Annotated in this window: 16 protein-coding genes and 1 pseudogene; 13 read left to right on the top strand and 4 right to left on the bottom strand. The window is 60.1% G+C overall.

All coding sequences use genetic code 11. From position 1 onward, the window contains the following. Positions 1–36 precede the first annotated feature (36 nt). The 5 genes from dapC to PMI27_RS08110 all read left to right on the top strand — a co-directional run bounded on the left by dapC (position 37) and on the right by PMI27_RS08110 (position 4,761). Positions 37–1,236, top strand: a complete 1,200-nt coding sequence (gene dapC / locus PMI27_RS08090) for a succinyldiaminopimelate transaminase (protein ID WP_008146680.1) — start codon at positions 37–39, stop codon at positions 1,234–1,236. A gap of 344 nt (positions 1,237–1,580) precedes the next feature. Beyond that, positions 1,581–1,943: an ArsC family reductase gene (locus PMI27_RS08095; RefSeq protein ID WP_008146686.1), complete on the top strand. Its 363-nt coding sequence runs from the start codon at positions 1,581–1,583 to the stop codon at positions 1,941–1,943. Between the two features lie 33 nt (positions 1,944–1,976). Beyond that, the gene (gene dapD, locus PMI27_RS08100) at positions 1,977–3,011 is read left to right on the top strand and encodes a 2,3,4,5-tetrahydropyridine-2,6-dicarboxylate N-succinyltransferase (protein ID WP_008146687.1); all 1,035 of its coding nucleotides are present in this window, start codon (positions 1,977–1,979) and stop codon (positions 3,009–3,011) included. A gap of 143 nt (positions 3,012–3,154) precedes the next feature. Beyond that, positions 3,155–4,360 (top strand): aminotransferase class V-fold PLP-dependent enzyme, encoded by a 1,206-nt coding sequence (locus tag PMI27_RS08105; RefSeq protein WP_008146689.1) that lies wholly within the window; start codon positions 3,155–3,157, stop codon positions 4,358–4,360. Next, positions 4,357–4,761: a SufE family protein gene (locus tag PMI27_RS08110; RefSeq protein WP_008146691.1), complete on the top strand. Its 405-nt coding sequence runs from the start codon at positions 4,357–4,359 to the stop codon at positions 4,759–4,761. Before PMI27_RS08105 ends, PMI27_RS08110 begins: the two co-directional genes overlap by 4 nt. Positions 4,762–4,848: 87 nt before the next feature. Here PMI27_RS08110 and tcdA read toward each other — a convergent pair whose 3' ends face one another. Then, positions 4,849–5,661: a tRNA cyclic N6-threonylcarbamoyladenosine(37) synthase TcdA gene (gene tcdA, locus PMI27_RS08115; RefSeq protein ID WP_371918014.1), complete on the bottom strand. Its 813-nt coding sequence runs from the start codon at positions 5,659–5,661 to the stop codon at positions 4,849–4,851. Positions 5,662–5,939: 278 nt separating this feature from the next. Here tcdA and PMI27_RS08120 point away from each other — a divergent pair, with 278 nt between their 5' ends. The 4 genes from PMI27_RS08120 (at position 5,940) to PMI27_RS08135 (ending at position 11,177) form a co-directional block, all read left to right on the top strand. Then, entirely contained in the window at positions 5,940–8,531 is a 2,592-nt protein-coding gene (locus PMI27_RS08120; RefSeq protein ID WP_008146695.1) for a glycosyltransferase, read from the top strand. Positions 8,532–8,755: 224 nt separating this feature from the next. Further along, positions 8,756–9,907, top strand: a complete 1,152-nt coding sequence (gene dapE / locus PMI27_RS08125) for a succinyl-diaminopimelate desuccinylase (protein ID WP_008146697.1) — start codon at positions 8,756–8,758, stop codon at positions 9,905–9,907. Beyond that, the gene (locus PMI27_RS08130) at positions 9,907–10,716 is read left to right on the top strand and encodes a putative RNA methyltransferase (RefSeq protein WP_008146699.1); all 810 of its coding nucleotides are present in this window, start codon (positions 9,907–9,909) and stop codon (positions 10,714–10,716) included. Before dapE ends, PMI27_RS08130 begins: the two co-directional genes overlap by 1 nt. An 83-nt stretch (positions 10,717–10,799) precedes the next feature. Then, on the top strand, positions 10,800–11,177 hold the full coding sequence (locus PMI27_RS08135) for a hypothetical protein (protein ID WP_008146702.1): 378 nt from the start codon (positions 10,800–10,802) through the stop codon (positions 11,175–11,177). A gap of 135 nt (positions 11,178–11,312) precedes the next feature. Here PMI27_RS08135 and PMI27_RS08140 read toward each other — a convergent pair whose 3' ends face one another. After that, positions 11,313–11,522: a cold-shock protein gene (locus PMI27_RS08140; protein WP_008146705.1), complete on the bottom strand. Its 210-nt coding sequence runs from the start codon at positions 11,520–11,522 to the stop codon at positions 11,313–11,315. Between the two features lie 164 nt (positions 11,523–11,686). Between PMI27_RS08140 and plsB the strand changes: the two genes are divergently transcribed. From plsB to PMI27_RS08150, 3 genes and pseudogenes are all read left to right on the top strand, one after another. Continuing rightward, positions 11,687–14,188, top strand: coding sequence for a glycerol-3-phosphate 1-O-acyltransferase PlsB (gene plsB / locus PMI27_RS08145; protein ID WP_008146707.1), 2,502 nt, complete (start codon positions 11,687–11,689; stop codon positions 14,186–14,188). An 8-nt stretch (positions 14,189–14,196) separates the two neighbouring features. Further along, positions 14,197–14,268: pseudogene (locus tag PMI27_RS32540) on the top strand (YbaY family lipoprotein); the annotation flags it as partial. A 23-nt stretch (positions 14,269–14,291) separates the two neighbouring features. Next, complete coding sequence (locus PMI27_RS08150; RefSeq protein WP_008146708.1) at positions 14,292–14,981, top strand: DUF4197 domain-containing protein; 690 nt, start codon at positions 14,292–14,294, stop codon at positions 14,979–14,981. A 101-nt stretch (positions 14,982–15,082) separates the two neighbouring features. Here PMI27_RS08150 and PMI27_RS08155 read toward each other — a convergent pair whose 3' ends face one another. Both PMI27_RS08155 and PMI27_RS08160 read right to left on the bottom strand, forming a co-directional pair. Next, positions 15,083–18,154: an efflux RND transporter permease subunit gene (locus PMI27_RS08155; RefSeq protein WP_008146711.1), complete on the bottom strand. Its 3,072-nt coding sequence runs from the start codon at positions 18,152–18,154 to the stop codon at positions 15,083–15,085. A 6-nt stretch (positions 18,155–18,160) separates the two neighbouring features. Beyond that, complete coding sequence (locus PMI27_RS08160; protein ID WP_008146713.1) at positions 18,161–19,261, bottom strand: efflux RND transporter periplasmic adaptor subunit; 1,101 nt, start codon at positions 19,259–19,261, stop codon at positions 18,161–18,163. A 93-nt stretch (positions 19,262–19,354) separates the two neighbouring features. Between PMI27_RS08160 and PMI27_RS08165 the strand changes: the two genes are divergently transcribed. After that, positions 19,355–19,999, top strand: a complete 645-nt coding sequence (locus PMI27_RS08165; protein ID WP_008146715.1) for a TetR/AcrR family transcriptional regulator — start codon at positions 19,355–19,357, stop codon at positions 19,997–19,999. The last annotated feature ends 16 nt before the right edge of the window (positions 20,000–20,015 follow it).

Raw genomic sequence — 20,015 nt, 5'->3', positions numbered from 1 at the left:
TCAGGATTCAGCCGCTTTGAACGAGACCCCGCACCGATGAACAACGCTCTGAACCAGTTGCAGCCCTACCCGTTCGAGAAGCTCCGCGCCCTGCTCGGCAGCGTCACGCCAAACCCGGACAAGCGCGCCATTGCGCTGTCCATTGGCGAGCCGAAACACCGTTCGCCAAGCTTTGTCGCCGAAGCCCTGGCAAGCAATCTGGATAAGATGGCCGTGTACCCGACCACCCTCGGCATTCCAGCCCTGCGTGAAGCCATCGCCGCCTGGTGCGAACGTCGTTTCAGCGTTCCGAATGGCTGGCTCGACCCGGCGCGCAATGTGCTGCCGGTCAACGGCACTCGTGAAGCGCTGTTCGCGTTCACCCAGACCGTGGTCAATCGCGGCGACGATGCCCTGGTGGTCAGCCCTAACCCGTTCTATCAAATCTACGAAGGCGCCGCGTTCCTCGCCGGAGCCAAGCCGCATTACCTGCCGTGCCTGGACGAAAACGGCTTCAACCCGGATTTCGACGCCGTTTCCCCAGACATCTGGAAACGCTGCCAGATCCTGTTCCTGTGCTCGCCGGGCAACCCGACCGGCGCATTGATCCCGGTTGAAACCCTGAAGAAGCTGATCGCCCTGGCCGACGAATACGACTTCGTGATCGCCGCCGACGAGTGCTACAGCGAACTGTACTTCGACGAACAAACCCCGCCGGCCGGTCTGCTCAGCGCCTGTGTGGAACTGGGCCGCAAGGACTTCAAGCGTTGCGTGGTGTTCCACAGCCTGTCCAAGCGTTCCAACCTGCCAGGTCTGCGCTCCGGTTTTGTTGCCGGTGATGCCGACGTCCTCAAGGGCTTCCTGCTCTATCGCACCTACCACGGCTGCGCGATGCCGGTTCAGACCCAACTGGCCAGCGTTGCCGCATGGAATGACGAAGTGCACGTGCGCGCCAACCGTGCGCTGTATCGCGAGAAGTACGATGCTGTGCTGGAAATCCTCAGCCCGGTGATGGATGTGCAGCGTCCGGACGGCGGTTTCTATTTGTGGCCGAATGTTGACGGCGATGATGAGGCGTTCTGCCGTGACCTGTTCGTTGAAGAACACGTGACCGTGGTGCCGGGTTCTTATCTGTCTCGTGAAGTTGATGGCTTCAATCCGGGTGCCGGACGCGTGCGCTTGGCACTGGTCGCGCCGCTGGCCGAATGTGTAGAAGCGGCCAAGAGAATTCGCGAGTTTATTACCCGCAACAAGTAAATATCCCAGCCCGCACTGTGCAACGCAGTGCGGGCACTTTTATATTGGCTGTGGGCAAACGGACGCACCTCAAGACCGCGTCTATAGACGGCCCCGACGATGCCGCGCAGCAACTGCGGCAAGGCCATGCAGGCGATTTGCATAAAGTGCGGTTCCCAGACAATCGACAGCATTGAATGCCACATTAGCCGCTTAGACTGCGGGCGGGCCGTTGCTCCAATGTCGCACGCAATAGCTGATCGCCATCACCCACAGACAAACCCGACCACGACCGACGCGAAACCGTCCGGTCATGGCATAATCCGTCACCTTTTATTTTCAGCACCTGCAAAGGGGGCAATTCCTTGACCGTTTCAAGCAAAACGTTGCACCTTTTCGGCATCAAAGCCTGCGACACCATGAAAAAGGCGCGCACCTGGCTCGATGAACACGCTGTCAGCTATGACTTTCATGATTACAAAGCGGCCGGAATCGACCGTGAACACCTGACCCAATGGTGCAACGAGCACGGCTGGCAAGTGGTGTTGAACCGTGCAGGCACGACCTTTCGCAAGCTCGACGACGAACGCAAAACCGATCTCGACCAGCCGAAAGCCATCGAACTGATGCTCGCACAACCCTCGATGATCAAGCGCCCGGTGCTTGATCTCGGTGACCGAACCCTGATTGGCTTCAAGCCAGATATCTACGCGGCAGCGCTCAAGTAAGGCAGCCCGTTCCATTTTGTTAGAGGTATCAACATGTCCACTACCCTGTTCAGCCTGGCCTTTGGTGTCGGCACTCAAAACCGTCAAGGCGCATGGCTGGAAGTGTTTTACGCGCAGCCACTGCTCAACCCTTCGGCCGAACTCGTCGCTGCCATCGCGCCAGTTCTGGGCTACACCGAAGGTAATCAGGCCATCGCGTTCAGTACCGCTCAGGCGTCGCAACTGGCTGAAGCCCTGAAAAGCGTCGACGCTGCCCAGGCTGCCTTGCTGACCCGTCTGGCCGAGAGTCACAAGCCGCTGGTCGCGACCATTCTGGCCGAAGACGCTCAATTGACCTCCACCCCTGAGGCCTACCTCAAGCTGCACCTGCTGTCCCATCGCCTGGTCAAGCCGCACGGCCTGAACCTGGCCGGTGTTTTCCCGTTGCTGCCGAACGTGGCATGGACCAGCCAGGGCGCAATCGACCTGGCCGAACTGGCCGAGCATCAACTGGAAGCCCGTCTGCGTGGCGAGCTGCTGGAAGTGTTCTCGGTGGACAAGTTCCCGAAAATGACCGACTACGTGGTTCCGGCCGGCGTGCGCATCGCTGACGCGGCACGTATTCGTCTGGGCGCCTACGTGGGCGAAGGCACCACCGTGATGCACGAAGGTTTCGTCAACTTCAACGCTGGCACCGAAGGCCCGGGCATGATCGAAGGCCGCGTTTCCGCTGGCGTATTCGTCGGCAAGGGTTCGGACCTGGGCGGCGGTTGCTCGACCATGGGCACCCTGTCGGGCGGCGGCAACATTGTGATCAAGGTCGGCGAAGGCTGCCTGATCGGCGCGAACGCCGGTATCGGCATTCCGTTGGGCGATCGCAACACCGTTGAGTCGGGCCTGTACGTGACCGCTGGTACCAAAGTGGCGCTGCTGGACGAAAACAACAAACTGGTCAAAGTCGTGAAGGCGCGTGAACTGGCTGGTCAACCTGACCTGCTGTTCCGTCGCAATTCGGAAACCGGTGCCGTGGAATGCAAAACCCACAAATCGGCCATCGAACTGAACGAAGCGCTGCACGCTCACAACTAAGCAGAGCGTCAAACGATCACCTGACCTGTAGGAGCAAAGCTTGCTCGCGATGGGGCCCTTGAGGCCGTCAAAAGCATCGCGAGCAAGCTTTGCTCCTACGGGTTCAGGCGTACACCCGCCCATGTTTAACAGGGCTCGATAGCATGATGATTGCCTCTCCCTGGCGCGCCGATTTTCCGGCCATCGCCGCATTGCAACGGCAAGACCAGACGTATCTGGACAACGCCGCCACCACGCAAAAACCTCAAGCCCTGCTGGATGCCCTGACGCATTACTACGCCAACGGCGCGGCCAACGTGCATCGGGCGCAACACCTGCCCGGCGCCCACGCCACCCAGGCGTTCGAGGCCAGCCGCAGCAAAGTCGCCCATTGGCTCAATGCCGGCGATTGCGGGCAGATCATCTTTACCCACGGCGCAACATCTGCGCTGAATCTCCTGGCTTATGGCCTGGAACATCTTTTCAATCCGGGCGATGAAGTTGTCATCAGCGCCCTGGAGCATCACGCCAACCTGTTGCCATGGCAGCAACTGGCCCACCGTCGCGACCTGAAGCTGGTGATCCTGCCACTGGACGCCGACGGTTTGATCGACCTTGATGCCGCCGCACAGTTAATCGGTCCGCGAACCCGCTTGCTGGCGGTCAGTCAGTTGTCCAACGTGCTCGGCGCCTGGCAGCCGTTGCCCGCCCTCTTGACGATGGCCAAGGCGCATAACGCGCTGACCGTGGTCGATGGCGCCCAAGGCGTGGTTCATGGCCGGCACGACGTGCAAGCGCTGGGTTGCGACTTCTATGTGTTTTCCAGCCACAAGCTCTACGGCCCCGACGGACTGGGCGTGCTGTTCGGTCGCAATGAAGCGCTTGAGCAACTGCGCCACTGGCAATTCGGCGGCGAAATGGTGCTGGATGCGGATTACCACAGCGCACGGTTCCGCCCGGCGCCACTGGGATTTGAGGCGGGTACGCCGCCGATTGCCGGTGTGATTGGTTTGGGGGCGACGCTGGATTATCTTGCGGGGCTCGATCAGGACGCGGTTTGCGCCCATGAAGCAGCGCTGCATGACTATTTGCTCAAAGGCCTTGAGGCGCGCAACGGCATTCGGTTGCTGGGCAAGCCGCAACTGGCGCTGGCCAGTTTTGTCGTCGAGGGTGTGCATAACTCTGATCTGGCGCATTTGCTGACCGAACAGGGGATCGCGGTGCGCGCGGGTCACCACTGCGCCATGCCATTGTTGAAAAGCTTTGAATTGGCCGGGGCGATTCGGGTGTCGTTGGCGCTGTACAACGATTCCGAAGATTTGGAACGGTTCTTTGAAGCGCTGGATCAGGCGCTGGAGTTGTTGCGATGAACTTGCCTGCCGATGCGGTTGCGGCGCTGGAGGTTTTTCAGAATGCTGCCGGCTGGGAACAGCGGGCGCGGCTGTTGATGCAATGGGGCGACCGTCTGCCCGCTTTGAGCGATGTGGAAAAAGTCGACGCCAACCGCGTGCATGGCTGTGAAAGCCAGGTGTGGTTGGTGGGTGCGCTGGATGACGGTCACTGGCAATTTGCCGCGAGCAGCGATGCACGGTTGATTCGCGGGTTGGTGGCCTTGTTGCTGGCGCGGGTGAACGGGTTGTCGGCGGTTGAGTTGCAGCAGGTGGATTTGCCGGATTGGTTTAATCAGCTTGGATTGAGTCGTCAGCTCTCCCCTTCACGCAGCAATGGCCTCAATGCCGTGTTACAGCGCATGAATGAGTTGGCTGGTTAATCGCCTTCGCGAGCAGGCTCGCTCCCACATTGGAATGCGTTCCCCTGTGGGAGCGAGCCTGCTCGCGAAGAGGGCATCCGCCGCCCCCTAAACCTCAGGCTTGACCCGATCCGCGGGGCGACGCACACCCGCCACAATCTTATCCACAGCCTTGGTCGCCGCGACCATGCCAAACGTCGCCGTCACCATCATCACCGCACCAAATCCTCCGGCGCAGTCGAGCTTCACACCGTCACCGACAAAACTCTTCTGCAAGCAAATGCTGCCATCCGGTTTCGGGTAGCGCAGTTGTTCGGTGGAAAACACACACGGCACGCTGTAATGGCGGGTCACGGTGCGTGAGAAGTTGTAGTCCCGGCGCAAGGTCGAGCGCACTTTCGAAGCCAACGGATCATTGAAGGTCCGGTTCAAATCGCACACCTGAATCAGCGTCGGATCAATCTGCCCGCCCGCACCGCCAGTGGTGATGATCTGAATCTTGCGGCGCTTGCACCAGGCAATCAGCGCCGCCTTGGCATTCACGCTGTCGATGCAATCAATGACGCAGTCGATGTTCGGCGTGATGTATTCGGCCATGGTCTCGCGGGTGACAAAATCCGCCACCGCGTGCACCGTGCAGTCCGGGTTGATCCCGCGCAGGCGCTCGGCCATCACGTCAACCTTGGGTTTGCCGACGGTGCTGTCCAGCGCGTGCAACTGACGGTTGGCGTTGCTGACGCAGACGTCGTCCAGGTCAAACAGCGAAATCTCCCCCACGCCGCAACGGGCGACGGCTTCCGCCGCCCAGGAACCGACGCCACCGACGCCGACGATCGCCACGTGGGCCGCGCGCAAACGCTCCAGGCCGTCGATGCCATACAAACGGGCGATGCCTGCAAACCGCGGATCTTCTGTACTCATGACCATTACCCCAAAAACCGGCGCGCATTATAGGGCCGTCAGCGGCCAAGAGCATCTTTGGGCTATGAACGGGCGTCTTTACCTCTTTAATCAGCCTACACAGAACCAAGATTTAACCTACAAGGTCCAACGAAAGAACTTAAACCGAGTTGGATTGCCCAACGTCCGGCATTTCCCTGTCCGCTGTACGGTCAGTGAACGCCCGGTGTAGGATGCGCGCCCCTTGGCAACCGCCGACCCGTTCCTTCGTTCCACAGCCTTTGGAACCTGAATAAGCTATGTCATCGCGTAAATTTGGACTCAACCTGGTCGTGGTGCTCGCCATCGCAGCCTTGTTTACCGGCTTCTGGGCGCTGATCAATCGCCCGGTCACCGCCCCCAACTGGCCTGAACAGATCTCCGGCTTTTCGTACTCGCCGTTCCAGCAAGGGCAGTACCCACAAAAAGAGCAGTACCCGACCGACGATGAAATGCGTCGCGATCTGGAGATCATGAGCAAGCTGACGGACAACATCCGTACTTACTCGGTCGATGGCAGCCTGGGTGATATTCCCAGGCTCGCCGAAGAATTCGGTTTGCGCGTGACGCTGGGTATCTGGATCAGCCCGGACCTTGAGCGCAACGAGCGTGAAATCCTGCGCGCCATCGAACTGGCCAATACTTCCCGCAGCGTGGTTCGCGTCGTGGTCGGTAACGAGGCGATCTTCCGTAAGGAAATTACCGCCGCCGAACTGAGCGTGATCCTTGATCGCGTCCGCGCGGCAGTGAAAGTACCGGTGACGACCTCCGAGCAATGGCACGTTTGGGAAGAAAACCCGAGCCTGGCCAAGCACGTCGACCTGATCGCCGCCCACGTCCTGCCGTACTGGGAACATGTTCCGATGGAGCAGTCCGGGCAGTTCGTACTCGACCGCGCCCGTGACCTGAAAAAGATGTTCCCGAAAAAACCGCTGCTGCTGTCGGAAGTCGGCTGGCCGAGCAACGGTCGCATGCGCGGTGGTGCCGATGCATCGCCGGCAGACCAGGCAATTTATCTGCGGACCTTGGTCAACAAGCTCAATCGCCAGGGCTTCAACTACTTCGTGATCGAAGCCTTTGACCAACCGTGGAAGGCCAGTGACGAAGGTTCCGTGGGCGCTTACTGGGGCGTTTTCAACGCCGCGCGCCAGCAGAAGTTCAACTTTGAAGGCCCGGTCGTCGCGATCCCGCAATGGCGCGTGCTGGCCATCGGTTCGGTGGTGTTGGCTCTGCTGTCCCTTACCCTGCTGATGATCGACGGCTCGGCCTTGCGTCAACGCGGCCGCACCTTCCTGACCTTCATCGCGTTCCTCTGTGGTTCGGTGCTGGTGTGGATCGGTTACGACTACAGCCAGCAATACAGCACCTGGTTCAGCCTGACGGTGGGCTTCTTGCTTGCCCTCGGCGCACTCGGGGTGTTTATCGTGCTGCTGACCGAGGCCCATGAACTGGCCGAAGCGGTCTGGACCCACAAACGCCGGCGTGAATTCCTGCCGGTGGTGGGTGATTCGGACTACCGACCGAAAGTCTCGATTCACGTACCTTGCTACAACGAGCCGCCGGAGATGGTCAAACAGACCCTCAACGCCCTGGCCAACCTCGACTATCCGGACTTCGAAGTCCTGATCATCGACAACAACACCAAGGACCCGGCGGTCTGGGAACCGGTGCGCGATTATTGCGAAACCCTCGGCCCGCGCTTCAAGTTCTTCCACGTCGCGCCATTGGCCGGCTTCAAGGGTGGCGCGCTGAATTACCTGATTCCGCACACCGCCAAGGATGCCGAAGTCATTGCGGTGATCGACTCGGACTACTGCGTCGACCCGAACTGGCTCAAGCACATGGTGCCGCACTTCGCCGACCCGAAAATCGCCGTGGTGCAGTCGCCACAGGATTACCGCGATCAGAACGAAAGCACCTTCAAGAAGCTCTGCTACGCGGAATACAAAGGCTTCTTCCACATCGGCATGGTCACCCGTAACGACCGTGACGCGATCATTCAGCACGGCACCATGACCATGACCCGGCGCTCGGTGCTCGAGGAACTGGGCTGGGCTGACTGGTGCATCTGTGAAGACGCCGAGTTGGGTCTGCGCGTGTTCGAGAAAGGCTTGTCAGCGGCGTATTACCACACCAGCTACGGCAAAGGCCTGATGCCCGATACCTTTATCGACTTCAAGAAACAGCGTTTCCGCTGGGCTTACGGTGCGATTCAGATCATCAAGCGTCACACCGCCAGCCTGTTGCGCGGCAAGGACACCGAGCTGACCCGTGGCCAGCGTTACCACTTCCTCGCGGGCTGGTTGCCGTGGGTGGCGGATGGCATGAACATCTTCTTCACCGTGGGCGCCCTGTTGTGGTCGGCGGCGATGATCATCGTGCCGCAGCGGGTCGATCCACCGTTGTTGATTTTCGCGATCCCGCCATTGGCGCTGTTCGTGTTCAAGGTCGGCAAGATCATCTTCCTGTACCGCCGTGCGGTCGGGGTCAACCTGAAGGATGCATTCTGCGCGGCACTGGCAGGGTTGGCGTTGTCGCACACCATCGCCAAAGCGGTGCTGTACGGTTTCTTCACCAGCAGTATTCCGTTCTTCCGCACCCCGAAAAACGCCGATAACCACGGCTTCTGGGTGGCGATTTCGGAAGCTCGCGAAGAAATGTTCATCATGCTGCTGTTGTGGAGCGCGGCGCTGGGGATTTTCGTGGTGAACGGCATGCCGAGCAACGACATGCGCTTCTGGGTGACCATGTTGCTCGTACAGTCGCTGCCGTACCTGGCGGCGCTGATCATGGCGTTCTTGTCTTCGCTGCCGAAACCGGCGGTCGAGGGCGAGACGGCTCCGGCGGTCTAAATCGTTCCAGATGCACTAAACGGCGGCCAATGGCCGCCGTTTTGCTTTAAGATAACCGCCATTTTGCAGGGCTTGGCGTGAATCCATCCCTGTGGGAGCGAGCCTGCTCGCGATGGCAATGTAACAATCACAGTTTATGTTGACTGCCACACCGCCATCGCCAGCAGGCTGGCTCCCACATTTAGTTAGTCCGCGCCCATATTCAAGTTTTCCGGAGTTTTCCCATGACGGCCCACGCCGACCTTTCGCCGACCCTTCAACTCGCCATTGACCTGATCCGCCGTCCGTCCGTGACGCCGGTCGACGCCGATTGCCAGAAGCAGATGATGCAGCGCCTGGGCGATGCCGGTTTTGCGCTCGAGCCAATGCGCATCGAAGATGTGGATAACTTCTGGGCGACCCACGGTAAACACGACGGCCCGGTACTGTGCTTCGCCGGTCACACCGACGTGGTGCCGACCGGCCCGGTGACCGCCTGGCAGATCGATCCGTTCAACGCGGTGATCGACGAACACGGCATGCTCTGCGGCCGTGGCGCGGCGGACATGAAAGGCAGCCTCGCCTCCATGACCGTGGCGGCCGAGCGTTTCGTCACCGACTACCCGGATCACAAGGGCAAGGTCGCTTTCCTGATCACCAGCGACGAAGAAGGCCCGGCGCACCACGGCACCAAAGCGGTGATCGAACGCCTTGCCGCCCGTAAGGAGCGTCTGGACTGGTGCATCGTCGGCGAACCGTCGAGCACCACCCTGGTGGGCGACGTGGTCAAGAACGGCCGTCGCGGCTCCCTCGGTGCCAAGCTGACCGTACGCGGCGTGCAAGGCCACGTGGCGTATCCGCACCTGGCGAAGAACCCGATCCACCTCGCCGCCCCGGCACTGGCCGAACTGGCCGCCGAGCACTGGGACCACGGCAACGATTTCTTCCCGCCGACCAGCTTCCAGATCTCCAACGTGAATTCCGGCACTGGCGCGACCAACGTGATTCCGGGCGATCTGGTGGCGGTATTCAACTTCCGCTTCTCCACCGAGTCCACCGTTGAAGGCCTGCAAAAGCGCGTCGCCGATATTCTCGACAAGCATGGCCTGGACTGGCACATCGACTGGGCGCTCTCCGGCCTGCCGTTCCTCACCGAACCGGGTGCATTGCTGGATGCCGTTGCGTCGAGCATCAAGGACATTACCGGTCGCGAAACCAAAGCCTCCACCAGCGGCGGCACCTCCGACGGGCGCTTCATCGCGACCATGGGGACTCAGGTGGTTGAACTGGGCCCGGTCAACGCGACGATCCACCAGGTAAACGAGCGTGTACTGGCTGCCGACCTCGATGTGCTGACCGAAATCTACTACCAGACCCTGATCAAGTTGCTCGCCTGATGCTGGCCTGCCCGATCTGCAGTGAACCGCTGAACGCGGTGGACAACGGCGTGGCCTGCCCCGCCGGGCATCGTTTCGACCGTGCGCGTCAGGGTTACCTGAACCTGTTGCCGGTGCAGCACAAGAACAGCCGCGACCCTGGGGATAACCTGGCGATGGTCGAAGCCCGACGCGACTTTTTGAACGCCGGCCATTACGCACCGGTGGCCAAGCGTCTGGCAGAACTGGCCGCTCAGTACGCACCGCAGCGCTGGCTGGACATCGGTTGTGGCGAGGGTTACTACACCGCGCAAATCGCCGAGGCTTTGCCGAGCGCCGACGGTTACGCGCTGGACATCTCCCGGGAAGCCGTTAAACGCGCCTGCAAACGCAACCCGCAGCTGACCTGGTTGATCGCCAGCATGGCGCGGGTGCCGTTGGCTTCCGGCAGCTGCCAGTTTCTCGCCAGCGTCTTCAGCCCGCTGGACTGGGAGGAAGCCAAGCGCCTGCTCAGCCCCGGCGGCGGCTTGATGAAAGTCGGGCCGACCAGCGGCCATCTAATGGAATTGCGCGAGCGTCTGTACGACGAAGTGCGTGAATACACCGACGACAAGCATCTGGCTTTGGTGCCGGAAGGCATGGCGCTGCAGCACAGTGAAACCCTGGAATTCAAACTGACGCTGGAAAAGGGTCAGGACCGTGCGAACCTGTTGGCCATGACGCCCCACGGCTGGCGCGCCAGTGCTGAACGCCGGGCGGCGGTCATCGAACAGGTCGAGCCGTTCGAGGTCACTGTATCGATGCGCTACGATTACTTCGTACTTCAATAATCTTTAATTTTTTGGTCTTCGGCATTTGCCGTAGGCCGGCTAAATCCGCGAATGGATTTTTCAGACCCGCAGTGAGGACATCCATGCGCCAACCCGATATCGAGATTTACCTGAAAGACGCCGACGTCGACTACAAGGCCGTCGCGGCCTGGCTCGGCACTGCTTTGGGCCCATGCACCGACTGGGTCCAGAAAGGCCAGACCTACAAGTGCAAGGCTGGCAACGTGTCGGTCACCTGGCTGCCGAAAGCCGTGGGCAAATGGAACAGCCTGTTCCTGGACAGCGACCAGACCCCTTGGGAAGACGACATCGCCTGCGCCCGCGCAGCGTTTGCCGCACTGAACGTCGAAGTGCGTTGCGCACCGGGTAGCTGGGTCGAGGAAGAAGGTGAAGAGACAGCGGATCGCTGGATGCGAATCAGCGCTGACGGTGAAGAAGAAATCACCTGGAAAACTGTTTAACAGCAGAACACAAACCCTGTGGGAGCGAGCCTGCTCGCGATGAGGCCCTTTCAGTCAACATTGATGTTGAATGTCAGTCAGCTATCGCGAGCAGGCTCGCTCCCACAGTAGTTTTTGGTGATCCGAAGATCGGGTTTAGAGGCCCACCACATCCTCAGCCTGTAAACCCTTCTCGCCAGTCACCACGCCGTATTCCACCTGCTGACCTTCCGCCAACGAGCGGTGCCCCTCGCCGCGAATCGCGCGGTAGTGCACGAACACGTCCACCCCGTCCTCGCGCTGAATGAAGCCGTAGCCCTTGGCATCGTTGAACCACTTCACATTGCCGGTTTCGCGCGTAGCCATGTCAGTACCCCCCTTGTTTTTATTTTGAACGGCCGAGTATATGACAGCCGCCAAAACTCTCAACTCACTTTACTTAGCTGCTTTTTTGCCGATTTTCGGCGAATACGGCACACTATCAGCCGCCCGAGCAAACGCTCGGTTTTATTCACTCATGCAGATGCCGTATGACCCGCTCCCCGTTCCGCCGTCTTGTGTTTGGCACCCTGCGCCGACTGTTGTACCTCTGGGTTCGCTCGGAGACGATCAATCAGTCGTCGTTCACCCTCAACCTCGACCGCAGCCGCCCGGTGTTCTACGTCCTGCAAAACCCTTCGCTGACCGACCTGGCCGTGGTCGATACCGAGTGCAGCAAGGCGGGTTTGCCGCGCCCGGTGTTGCCGGTCTCGGTAGGGACGCTGGAGGAACCCGCCGCGTTCTTTTACCTGACGCCAGAGCCCGATTGGCTCGGCCGTCAGGACAAACGCGGTGCACCGCCGACCCTGACCCGCCTGGTCAGCGCCTTGAGCCAGAACGCCGCCGAAGACGCGCAGATCATTCCGGTCAGTGTGTTCTGGGGTCAGTCGCCGGACAGCGAGTCGAGTCCGTGGAAACTGCTCTTCGCTGACAGCTGGGCGGTCACAGGACGCCTGCGTCGGTTGCTGAGCATCGTTGTGCTGGGGCGCAAAACCCGCGTTCAGTTCTCCGCGCCGATCCATTTGCGCGAACTGATCGACCACAACAAGGGCCACGAGCGCACCGTGCGCATGGCCCAGCGAATTCTGCGGGTGCACTTCCGCAACCTGAAAGCGGCGGTGATCGGCCCGGACATTTCCCACCGCCGCAATCTGGTCAAAGGCCTGCTCAATCAGCCGCTGGTCAAGCAAGCGATCCTCGACGAAGCCGAGCGCGAGAACATCTCCCCGGAGAAAGCCAAGGCCCAGGCCCTGCGCTATGGCAACGAGATCGCCTCGGACTACACCTACACCGCGATCCGCTTCATGGAAGTGGTGCTGAGCTGGTTCTGGAACAAGATCTACGACGGCATCAAGGTCAACAACATCGAAGGCGTGCAAAACGTCGCCCCGGGTTACGAAGTGATCTACGTACCCTGCCACCGCAGCCACATCGACTACCTGCTGCTGTCCTATCTGCTGTTCCGCAATGGCCTGACCCCGCCGCACATCGCCGCCGGGATCAACCTCAACATGCCGGGAATCGGCGGCCTGCTGCGACGCGGAGGTGCGTTCTTCATGCGCCGCACCTTCAAGGGCAACCCGCTCTACACGTCGGTGTTCAACGAATACCTGCATACCCTGTTTACCAAAGGCTTCCCGGTCGAATACTTCGTCGAGGGTGGCCGTTCGCGCACCGGGCGCATGCTGCAGCCGAAAACCGGGATGCTGGCGATCACCCTGCGCAGCTTCCTGCGTTCGTCCCGGATGCCGATCGTTTTCATCCCGGTCTACATCGGCTATGAGCGTGTGCTGGAAGGCCGGACCTACCTTGGCGAACTGCGTGGGGCGACCAAGAAGAAAGAATCGATCTTCGACATCTTCAAAGTCATCGGCGCGCTCAAGCAGCGTTTCGGCCAGGTGGCGGTGAACTTCGGCGAGCCGATCAAACTGGCGGAATTCCTCGACAGCGAGCAGCCGGACTGGCGTAAACAGGAACTCGGTCCACAGTTCAAACCGGCCTGGCTCAACGAAACCACCAACCGCCTCGGCAAGAAAGTCGCGCAGCACCTGAACGAAGCGGCGGCGATCAATCCGGTCAACCTCGTGGCGCTGGCGCTGCTGTCCACCAGCCGTCTTGCGCTGGATGATCGCGCCATGGCACGCGTACTTGATCTGTACCTGGCGCTGTTGCGCAAGGTCCCGTACTCGCCGCACACCACCCTGCCGGAAGGTGACGGTCGCGCGTTGATCGAGCATGTGAAGGACATGGACCTGCTGTCCGAGCAGAGCGACGCGCTGGGCAAGATTCTGTACCTGGACGAGCAGAACGCCGTCCTGATGACCTACTACCGCAACAATGTGCTGCACATCTTCGCCCTGCCCGCGCTGCTGGCGAGTTTCTTCCAGAGCGCCTCGCGCATGAGCCGCGAACAGATCCTGCGCTACACCCGCGCGCTGTATCCGTATCTGCAATCGGAACTGTTCATTCGCTGGTCGTTGGACGAACTGGATGCGGTGATCGATCAATGGCTCGAAGCCTTCGTCGAGCAAGGTCTGCTGCGTTTTGAGAATGATGTCTACCTGCGCCCAGCGCCGAGCTCGCGGCATTTCGTGCTGCTGACCCTGCTGTCGAAAAGCATCGCGCAGACCTTGCAGCGCTTCTACATGACGGTCTCGCTGCTGCTCAACAGCGGTCAGAACAGCATCAGCGCCGAAGAGCTGGAAGACTTGTGCACGGTCATGGCCCAGCGCCTGTCGATCCTCCATGGCCTCAACGCCCCGGAGTTTTTCGACAAGAGCCTGTTCCGCCACTTCATCCAGACTCTGCTCGACCTCGACGTGCTCAAGCGCGACGAGGCCGGCAAGCTGAGCTATCACGAACTGCTCGGCGAACTGGCCGAAGGTGCGGCCAAGCGAGTGTTGCCGGCGGAGATTCGCTTGTCGATCCGTCAGGTCGCATTGCATCGCAGTGAAGATGCAGCGGATCAGGTCGCGGCACAACCCGAGGCCTGATGAAATCCCATCAGAAAGGCCCGGTCAAAGGCCTGGTGCCGCTACCCTTTCATCTGAGTTACGATCCAACCCAGGTCAAATCATTTCGCACAAGGAAGCCGCCATGTTCCGCCCTACTCTTCGCTTCGCCGGCCTGTGCGCAGGCTTGATGATCTCCGCCAGCGCCCTGGCGCTGTCGCTCAACGACCTGTCACAACAAGACGCCACCGGCGGCCTCAAGGATGCCCTGACTCAAGCGGCGCAACTGGCCGTGAAACAACTGGGCACGCCGGGCGGCTTCAGCAACAACCCGGACCTGAAAATCGAATTGCCGGGCAAACTGGGCAAAGTCGCCAGCAAGATGAAGCAGTTCGGCATGGGCGATCAGGTCGACCAGCTGGAAACCAGCATGAACAAGGCGGCGGAAACCGCCGTGACGCAAGCCCAGCCGATCCTGGTGGACGCGGTGAAGAAGATGAGCGTGGAGGACGCCAAGGGCATTCTCAGCGGCGGCAAGGACTCGGCCACTCAGTACCTGAGCAAAACCAGCCGCGAACAGATCCGCGTCAAGTTCCTGCCAATCGTCAAGCAAGCCACCGACCAGGTAGGCCTGGCCAAGCAGTACAACTCGTTCGCCGGGCAAGCCGCGACGATGGGTGTGGTGGATGCGAAGAGCGCCAACATCGAAAGCTATGTGACCGAACAGGCCTTGAACGGTCTGTTCGAAATGATTGGTAAACAGGAAGAAACCATTCGCCAGAATCCTGCGGCGGCAGCCACCAGTTTGGCGAAGAAGGTGTTTGGTACCCTCTGACATTCTTCCGTAGGAGCAAAGCTTGCTCGCGAAGGCCATAACACGGTCTGAATGATGGACCGCGTTGAGGCCTTCGCGAGCAAGCTTTGCTCCTACAGAGGTTAGGCTGGGTCCTTTTTGATTCGGAACCACGCCGCATACAGCGCCGGCAAAAACAGCAACGTCAGCGCCGTTGCCACAATCAACCCGCCCATGATCGCCACCGCCATCGGCCCGAAAAACACACTGCGTGATAGCGGAATCATCGCCAGCACCGCCGCGAGTGCAGTCAACACTATCGGCCGGAAGCGCCGCACCGTGGCTTCAATAATCGCCTGCCAAGGCTTGAGCCCGGAGGCGATGTCCTGCTCGATCTGGTCCACCAGAATCACCGAGTTACGCATGATCATCCCGGACAGCGCGATGGTGCCGAGCATGGCGACGAAACCGAACGGCTGACGGAACACCATCAGGAACAAGGTCACACCGATCAAACCCAAAGGCGCCGTCAGAAACACCATCACCGTGCGTGAGAAACTGCGCAGTTGCAGCATCAGTAACGTCAGCACCACCACGATGAAAAGCGGCACACCGGCCTTCACCGAATTCTGCCCGCGAGCCGAGTCTTCCACCGTGCCACCGACCTCCAGCAAATACCCGTCCGGCAGTTCGGCGCGAATCGGATCGAGGGTCGGCATGATCTGCTGCACCAGCGTCGCCGGTTGTTCCTTGCCGTAGATGTCAGCGCGGACCGTCACGTTCGGCAAGCGGTTGCGGTGCCAGATGATGCCTTCTTCGAAGCCGTATTCCAGGGTCGCAATCTGCGACAGTGCAACACTGCGGCCATTGTCAGTTGGCACCGCCAGGCTTGGCAGCAATGACAGTTCAGTGCGTTCGTGCAACGTGCCGCGCAACAGAATCTCGATCAACTCGTTGTCTTCACGGTACTGGCTGACGCTGGAACCGGTCAGCGAGCTTTGCAGGAACTTCGACAGGTTCGCAGTGCTCACGCCAAGCGCCCGGGCGCGGTCCTGATCGACGTTCAGATACACGACTTTGCTCGGTTCTTCCCAATCCAGGTGGACGTTGACCACGTGCGGGTTCTCGCGAACCTTGGCCGCGACTTTACGGGCCAGCGCGCGGACTTCCTCGATGTGCTCACCGGTGACCCGGAACTGCATCGGATAACCCACCGGTGGCCCGTTCTCCAGACGTGTCACCCGCGCACGCAGGGCCGGGAATTGTTCCTTGAGGGCTTCGATCAGCCAGGTGCGCAGGGTTTCGCGCTCTTCGATGGTTTTGGCCAGGACGACAAACTGCGCGAAGCTCGCGGCAGGAAGTTGTTGATCCAGCGGCAGGTAAAAACGTGGCGAACCGGTGCCAACGTACGCGACATAGTTGTCGATACCGGCGTGATCCTTGAGCAGTGCTTCGAGGCGTTTGACCTCATCGCGGGTGTTGCTCAACGAGGCGCCTTCCGCCAGTTTCAGATCGACCATCAACTCCAGACGACCCGATGCCGGGAAGAACTGTTGCGGCACGAAACGAAACAGGATGACAGAACCGATAAACAACACGACCGTCAGGACAATGACCGTCTTGCGCCGCCGTACGCACCACTCCACCAGGCGTCTGACGCGCTGATAGAACGGCGTGCCGTAAGGGTCGGGCTGGCCGTCGCCGGTGCCATGTTTGGCGGCATGAATCTTCGCCAGATCCGGCAGGAGTTTTTCCCCCAGATACGGCACAAACACAACCGCGGCCACCCACGAGGCCAACAACGCGATGGTCACCACCTGGAAGATCGAGCGCGTGTATTCACCCGTACCCGATTGCGCAGTGGCAATCGGCAGGAAGCCGGCAGCGGTGATCAGCGTACCGGTGAGCATCGGGAATGCAGTGCTGGTCCAGGCGTAACTGGCTGCCTTGATGCGGTCGAAGCCTTGCTCCATTTTGATCGCCATCATTTCCACGGCGATGATCGCGTCGTCCACCAACAAACCCAGCGCCAGTACCAACGCCCCGAGGGAAATCTTGTGCAGGCCGATTCCCAGGTAATACATGCAGGCGAATGTCATCGCCAATACCAAAGGAATCGCCAGCGCGACCACCATGCCGGTGCGCACGCCGAGGGAGAAGAAACTCACCAGCAGGACGATTGCCAGCGCTTCCACCAGCACCTGAACAAATTCACCGACACTGCTTTTCACGGCGGCGGGCTGATCGGAGACCTTGCGCAACTGCATACCGGCAGGAAGGTTTTTCTGGATCCGATCGAACTCGATTTCCAGTGCCTTGCCCAGCACCAGAATGTCACCACCGTCCTTCATGGCAACGGCCAGACCGATGGCGTTTTCCGCCATGAAGCGCATGCTCGGCGCTGGCGGATCGTTGAAACCGCGACGCACATCCGCCACATCGGCGATACGGAACGTACGATCTCCGACGCGGATCGGGAAGTTCTTGATCTCTTCGACCGTCTGAAAATTCCCCGAGACGCGTAGCTGCAATCGCTCGCTGGAGGTCTCGAAGAACCCGGCGGTAGACACCGCGTTCTGCTCTTCAAGGGCCTGCTGCACCGCCGACAAAGGCAGGCCGAGGGTGGCGAGTTTGACGTTGGAGAGTTCGATCCAGATCTTCTCGTCCTGTAGCCCGAGCAGATCGACCTTGCCCACATCCTTGACCCGTTGCAGCTGAATCTGCACGCGGTCGGCGTAGTCCTTGAGCACCGCGTAATCAAAACCTTCGCCGGTCAGGGCGTAGATATTGCCAAACGTCGTGCCGAACTCATCATTGAAGAATGGCCCCTGGATGCCCGGTGGCAGGGTTTGACGAATGTCGTTGATCTTCTTGCGCACCTGGTACCAGAGGTCCGGGATTTCCACCGAGTGCATGGAATCACGGGCAACGAACGTCACTTGGGATTCGCCCGGACGGGAGAACGAAACGATGCGTTCGTACTCGCCGGTTTCCATCAGTTTCTTTTCAATACGCTCGGTGACCTGGCGCGACACTTCCTGCGCCGTGGCCCCCGGCCAGTTGGTCCGAATCACCATGGCCTTGAAGGTGAACGGCGGGTCTTCACTTTGGCCGAGCTTGGTGTAGGACAGTGCGCCAACAATGGCCAGCAAGAGCATCAGGAACAGTACGATCTGGCGATTACGCAGCGCCCATTCGGAAAGATTGAAACCCATCGGGGATTACTCCTTGTCCGCCAGATTGACCACGCGGTTGGAGCGATCCACCGGACGCACCTGCTGCCCTTCAAGCAGCACATGGACGCCAGCGGCCACCACCCAATCGCTGGCGTTCAGTCCTTCGAGTACCGGTACGGTTTTCTCGCCGAAGGCACCGACCCGTACCGGGGTTTTCTTCAGGGTGTTGTTGGCATTGACGACCCAGACGTAGGTCGCGCCGTTTTCCGCTGTCAGCGCGGAAAGCGGCACCGACAGCGGCACCACATCGGAGGTCTGAACGAACACCCGGGCACTCTGGCCGAGTTCAGCAGGAACCTTGCCGGCGGTGAAGGCGATGCGGGCGGCAAAGGTGCGCGATTTTGGATCGGCAGCGGGCGACAGTTCACGGATGCGCCCGGCGAAACGTTGGTCGGGTTGGGTCCAGAGTTCCACCGACACTGGCTGACCAACCTTGAAGCGGCCAAAGCTCTGCTCCGGCAAGCTGATCAACACTTCGCGTTCGCCATCGGTGGCGAGGGTAAATACGGTTTGCCCCGCCGCCACCACTTGCCCGACTTCAACCGCGCGTTTAGCCACCACGCCATCCTGCGGCGCACGCAGCACGGCGTAACTGGCCTGATTGGTCGAGACGTTGAATTCGGCTTTGATTTGCTTGAGGCGTGCTTCACCGGATCGGTAAAGGTTTTCGGAATTGTCGTACTGCGAACGGCTGACCATCTGACGGTCCATCAGGGTCTTGTAGCGATCACGTTCGGCGCGCACCAGGCTCAGGTTGGCCTCGGCAGCAGCGACCTGGGCACGGGTGGCTTCCAGTTGCAGGCGCACGTCCTGAGGATCGAGTTCCGCCAGAGGTTGGTCGGCCTTGACCCGCTGCCCCTCTTCGACCAGTCGTCGACTGACTTTACCGCCAATGCGAAACGCCAGGTCCGGCTCATACCGTGCGCGGACTTCCCCGGGAAAACTTTCCATCGCCTGGGCCGAAGGCTCTGGCTGCACGACCATGGCCGGGCGAACGGTGACTTGGGGCGCCTCTTCGTGACCACACGCAGACAATAAAAACGCCAGACTGACTGACAACGCGAGGGGCAAGGCATAGCGGAACATGGTGAAGGACCTTTCGCTAATGGTGCTTGGAATAATTATACTGAGCAGTATGTTATTAATAGCAAACTCACCAGTCCAGTATTAAAAGCGCATATGCCTAACAATCTTTCAGTACCCAACGGCCCTGGCCGTCCCAAGGATCTGGCCAAGCGCCAGGCGATCCTCGACGCGGCAAAAATTCTGTTTCTGAGCAAGGGTTATGCGAATACCAGCATGGACGCCGTCGCGGCCGAGGCCGGTGTGTCTAAGCTGACGGTCTACAGCCATTTCAACGACAAGGAGACGCTGTTCTCCGCCGCCGTGATGGCCAAGTGCGAAGAGCAATTGCCGACACTGTTTTTCGAATTGCCGGATGGCATTGCCGTAGAAACGGTGCTGTTGAACATCGCGCGCGGCTTTCATCAGCTGATCAACAGCGACGAATCGGTCAACCTGCACCGGCTGATGATGACGCTGGGCAGCCAGGACCCGAAACTCTCGCTGATCTTCTTCGAGGCCGGGCCTGAGCGCATGCTGCAGGGCATGGAGCGGTTGCTGACCAAGGTTGATCACTGCGGCGCGTTGAGCATCGACAAACCGCGCAATGCGGCCGAGCATTTCTTCTGCCTGCTCAAGGGGGCGGGGAATTTCAGGCTGCTTTATGGCTGCGGCGAGCCGCTGACCGGGGATGCGGCCGAGAGCCATGTGCAGGAAGTGGTGGAGTTGTTTATGCGGGCGTATCGGCCAGAGACAGCCTGATGGATTTGTAGCGCCA

The organism is Pseudomonas sp. GM41(2012), from assembly GCF_000282315.2.
Lineage (GTDB): Bacteria > Pseudomonadota > Gammaproteobacteria > Pseudomonadales > Pseudomonadaceae > Aquipseudomonas.
The sequence above is the reverse complement of the archived record's forward strand: the minus strand, read 5'-3'. Positions and strand labels throughout refer to the sequence as shown.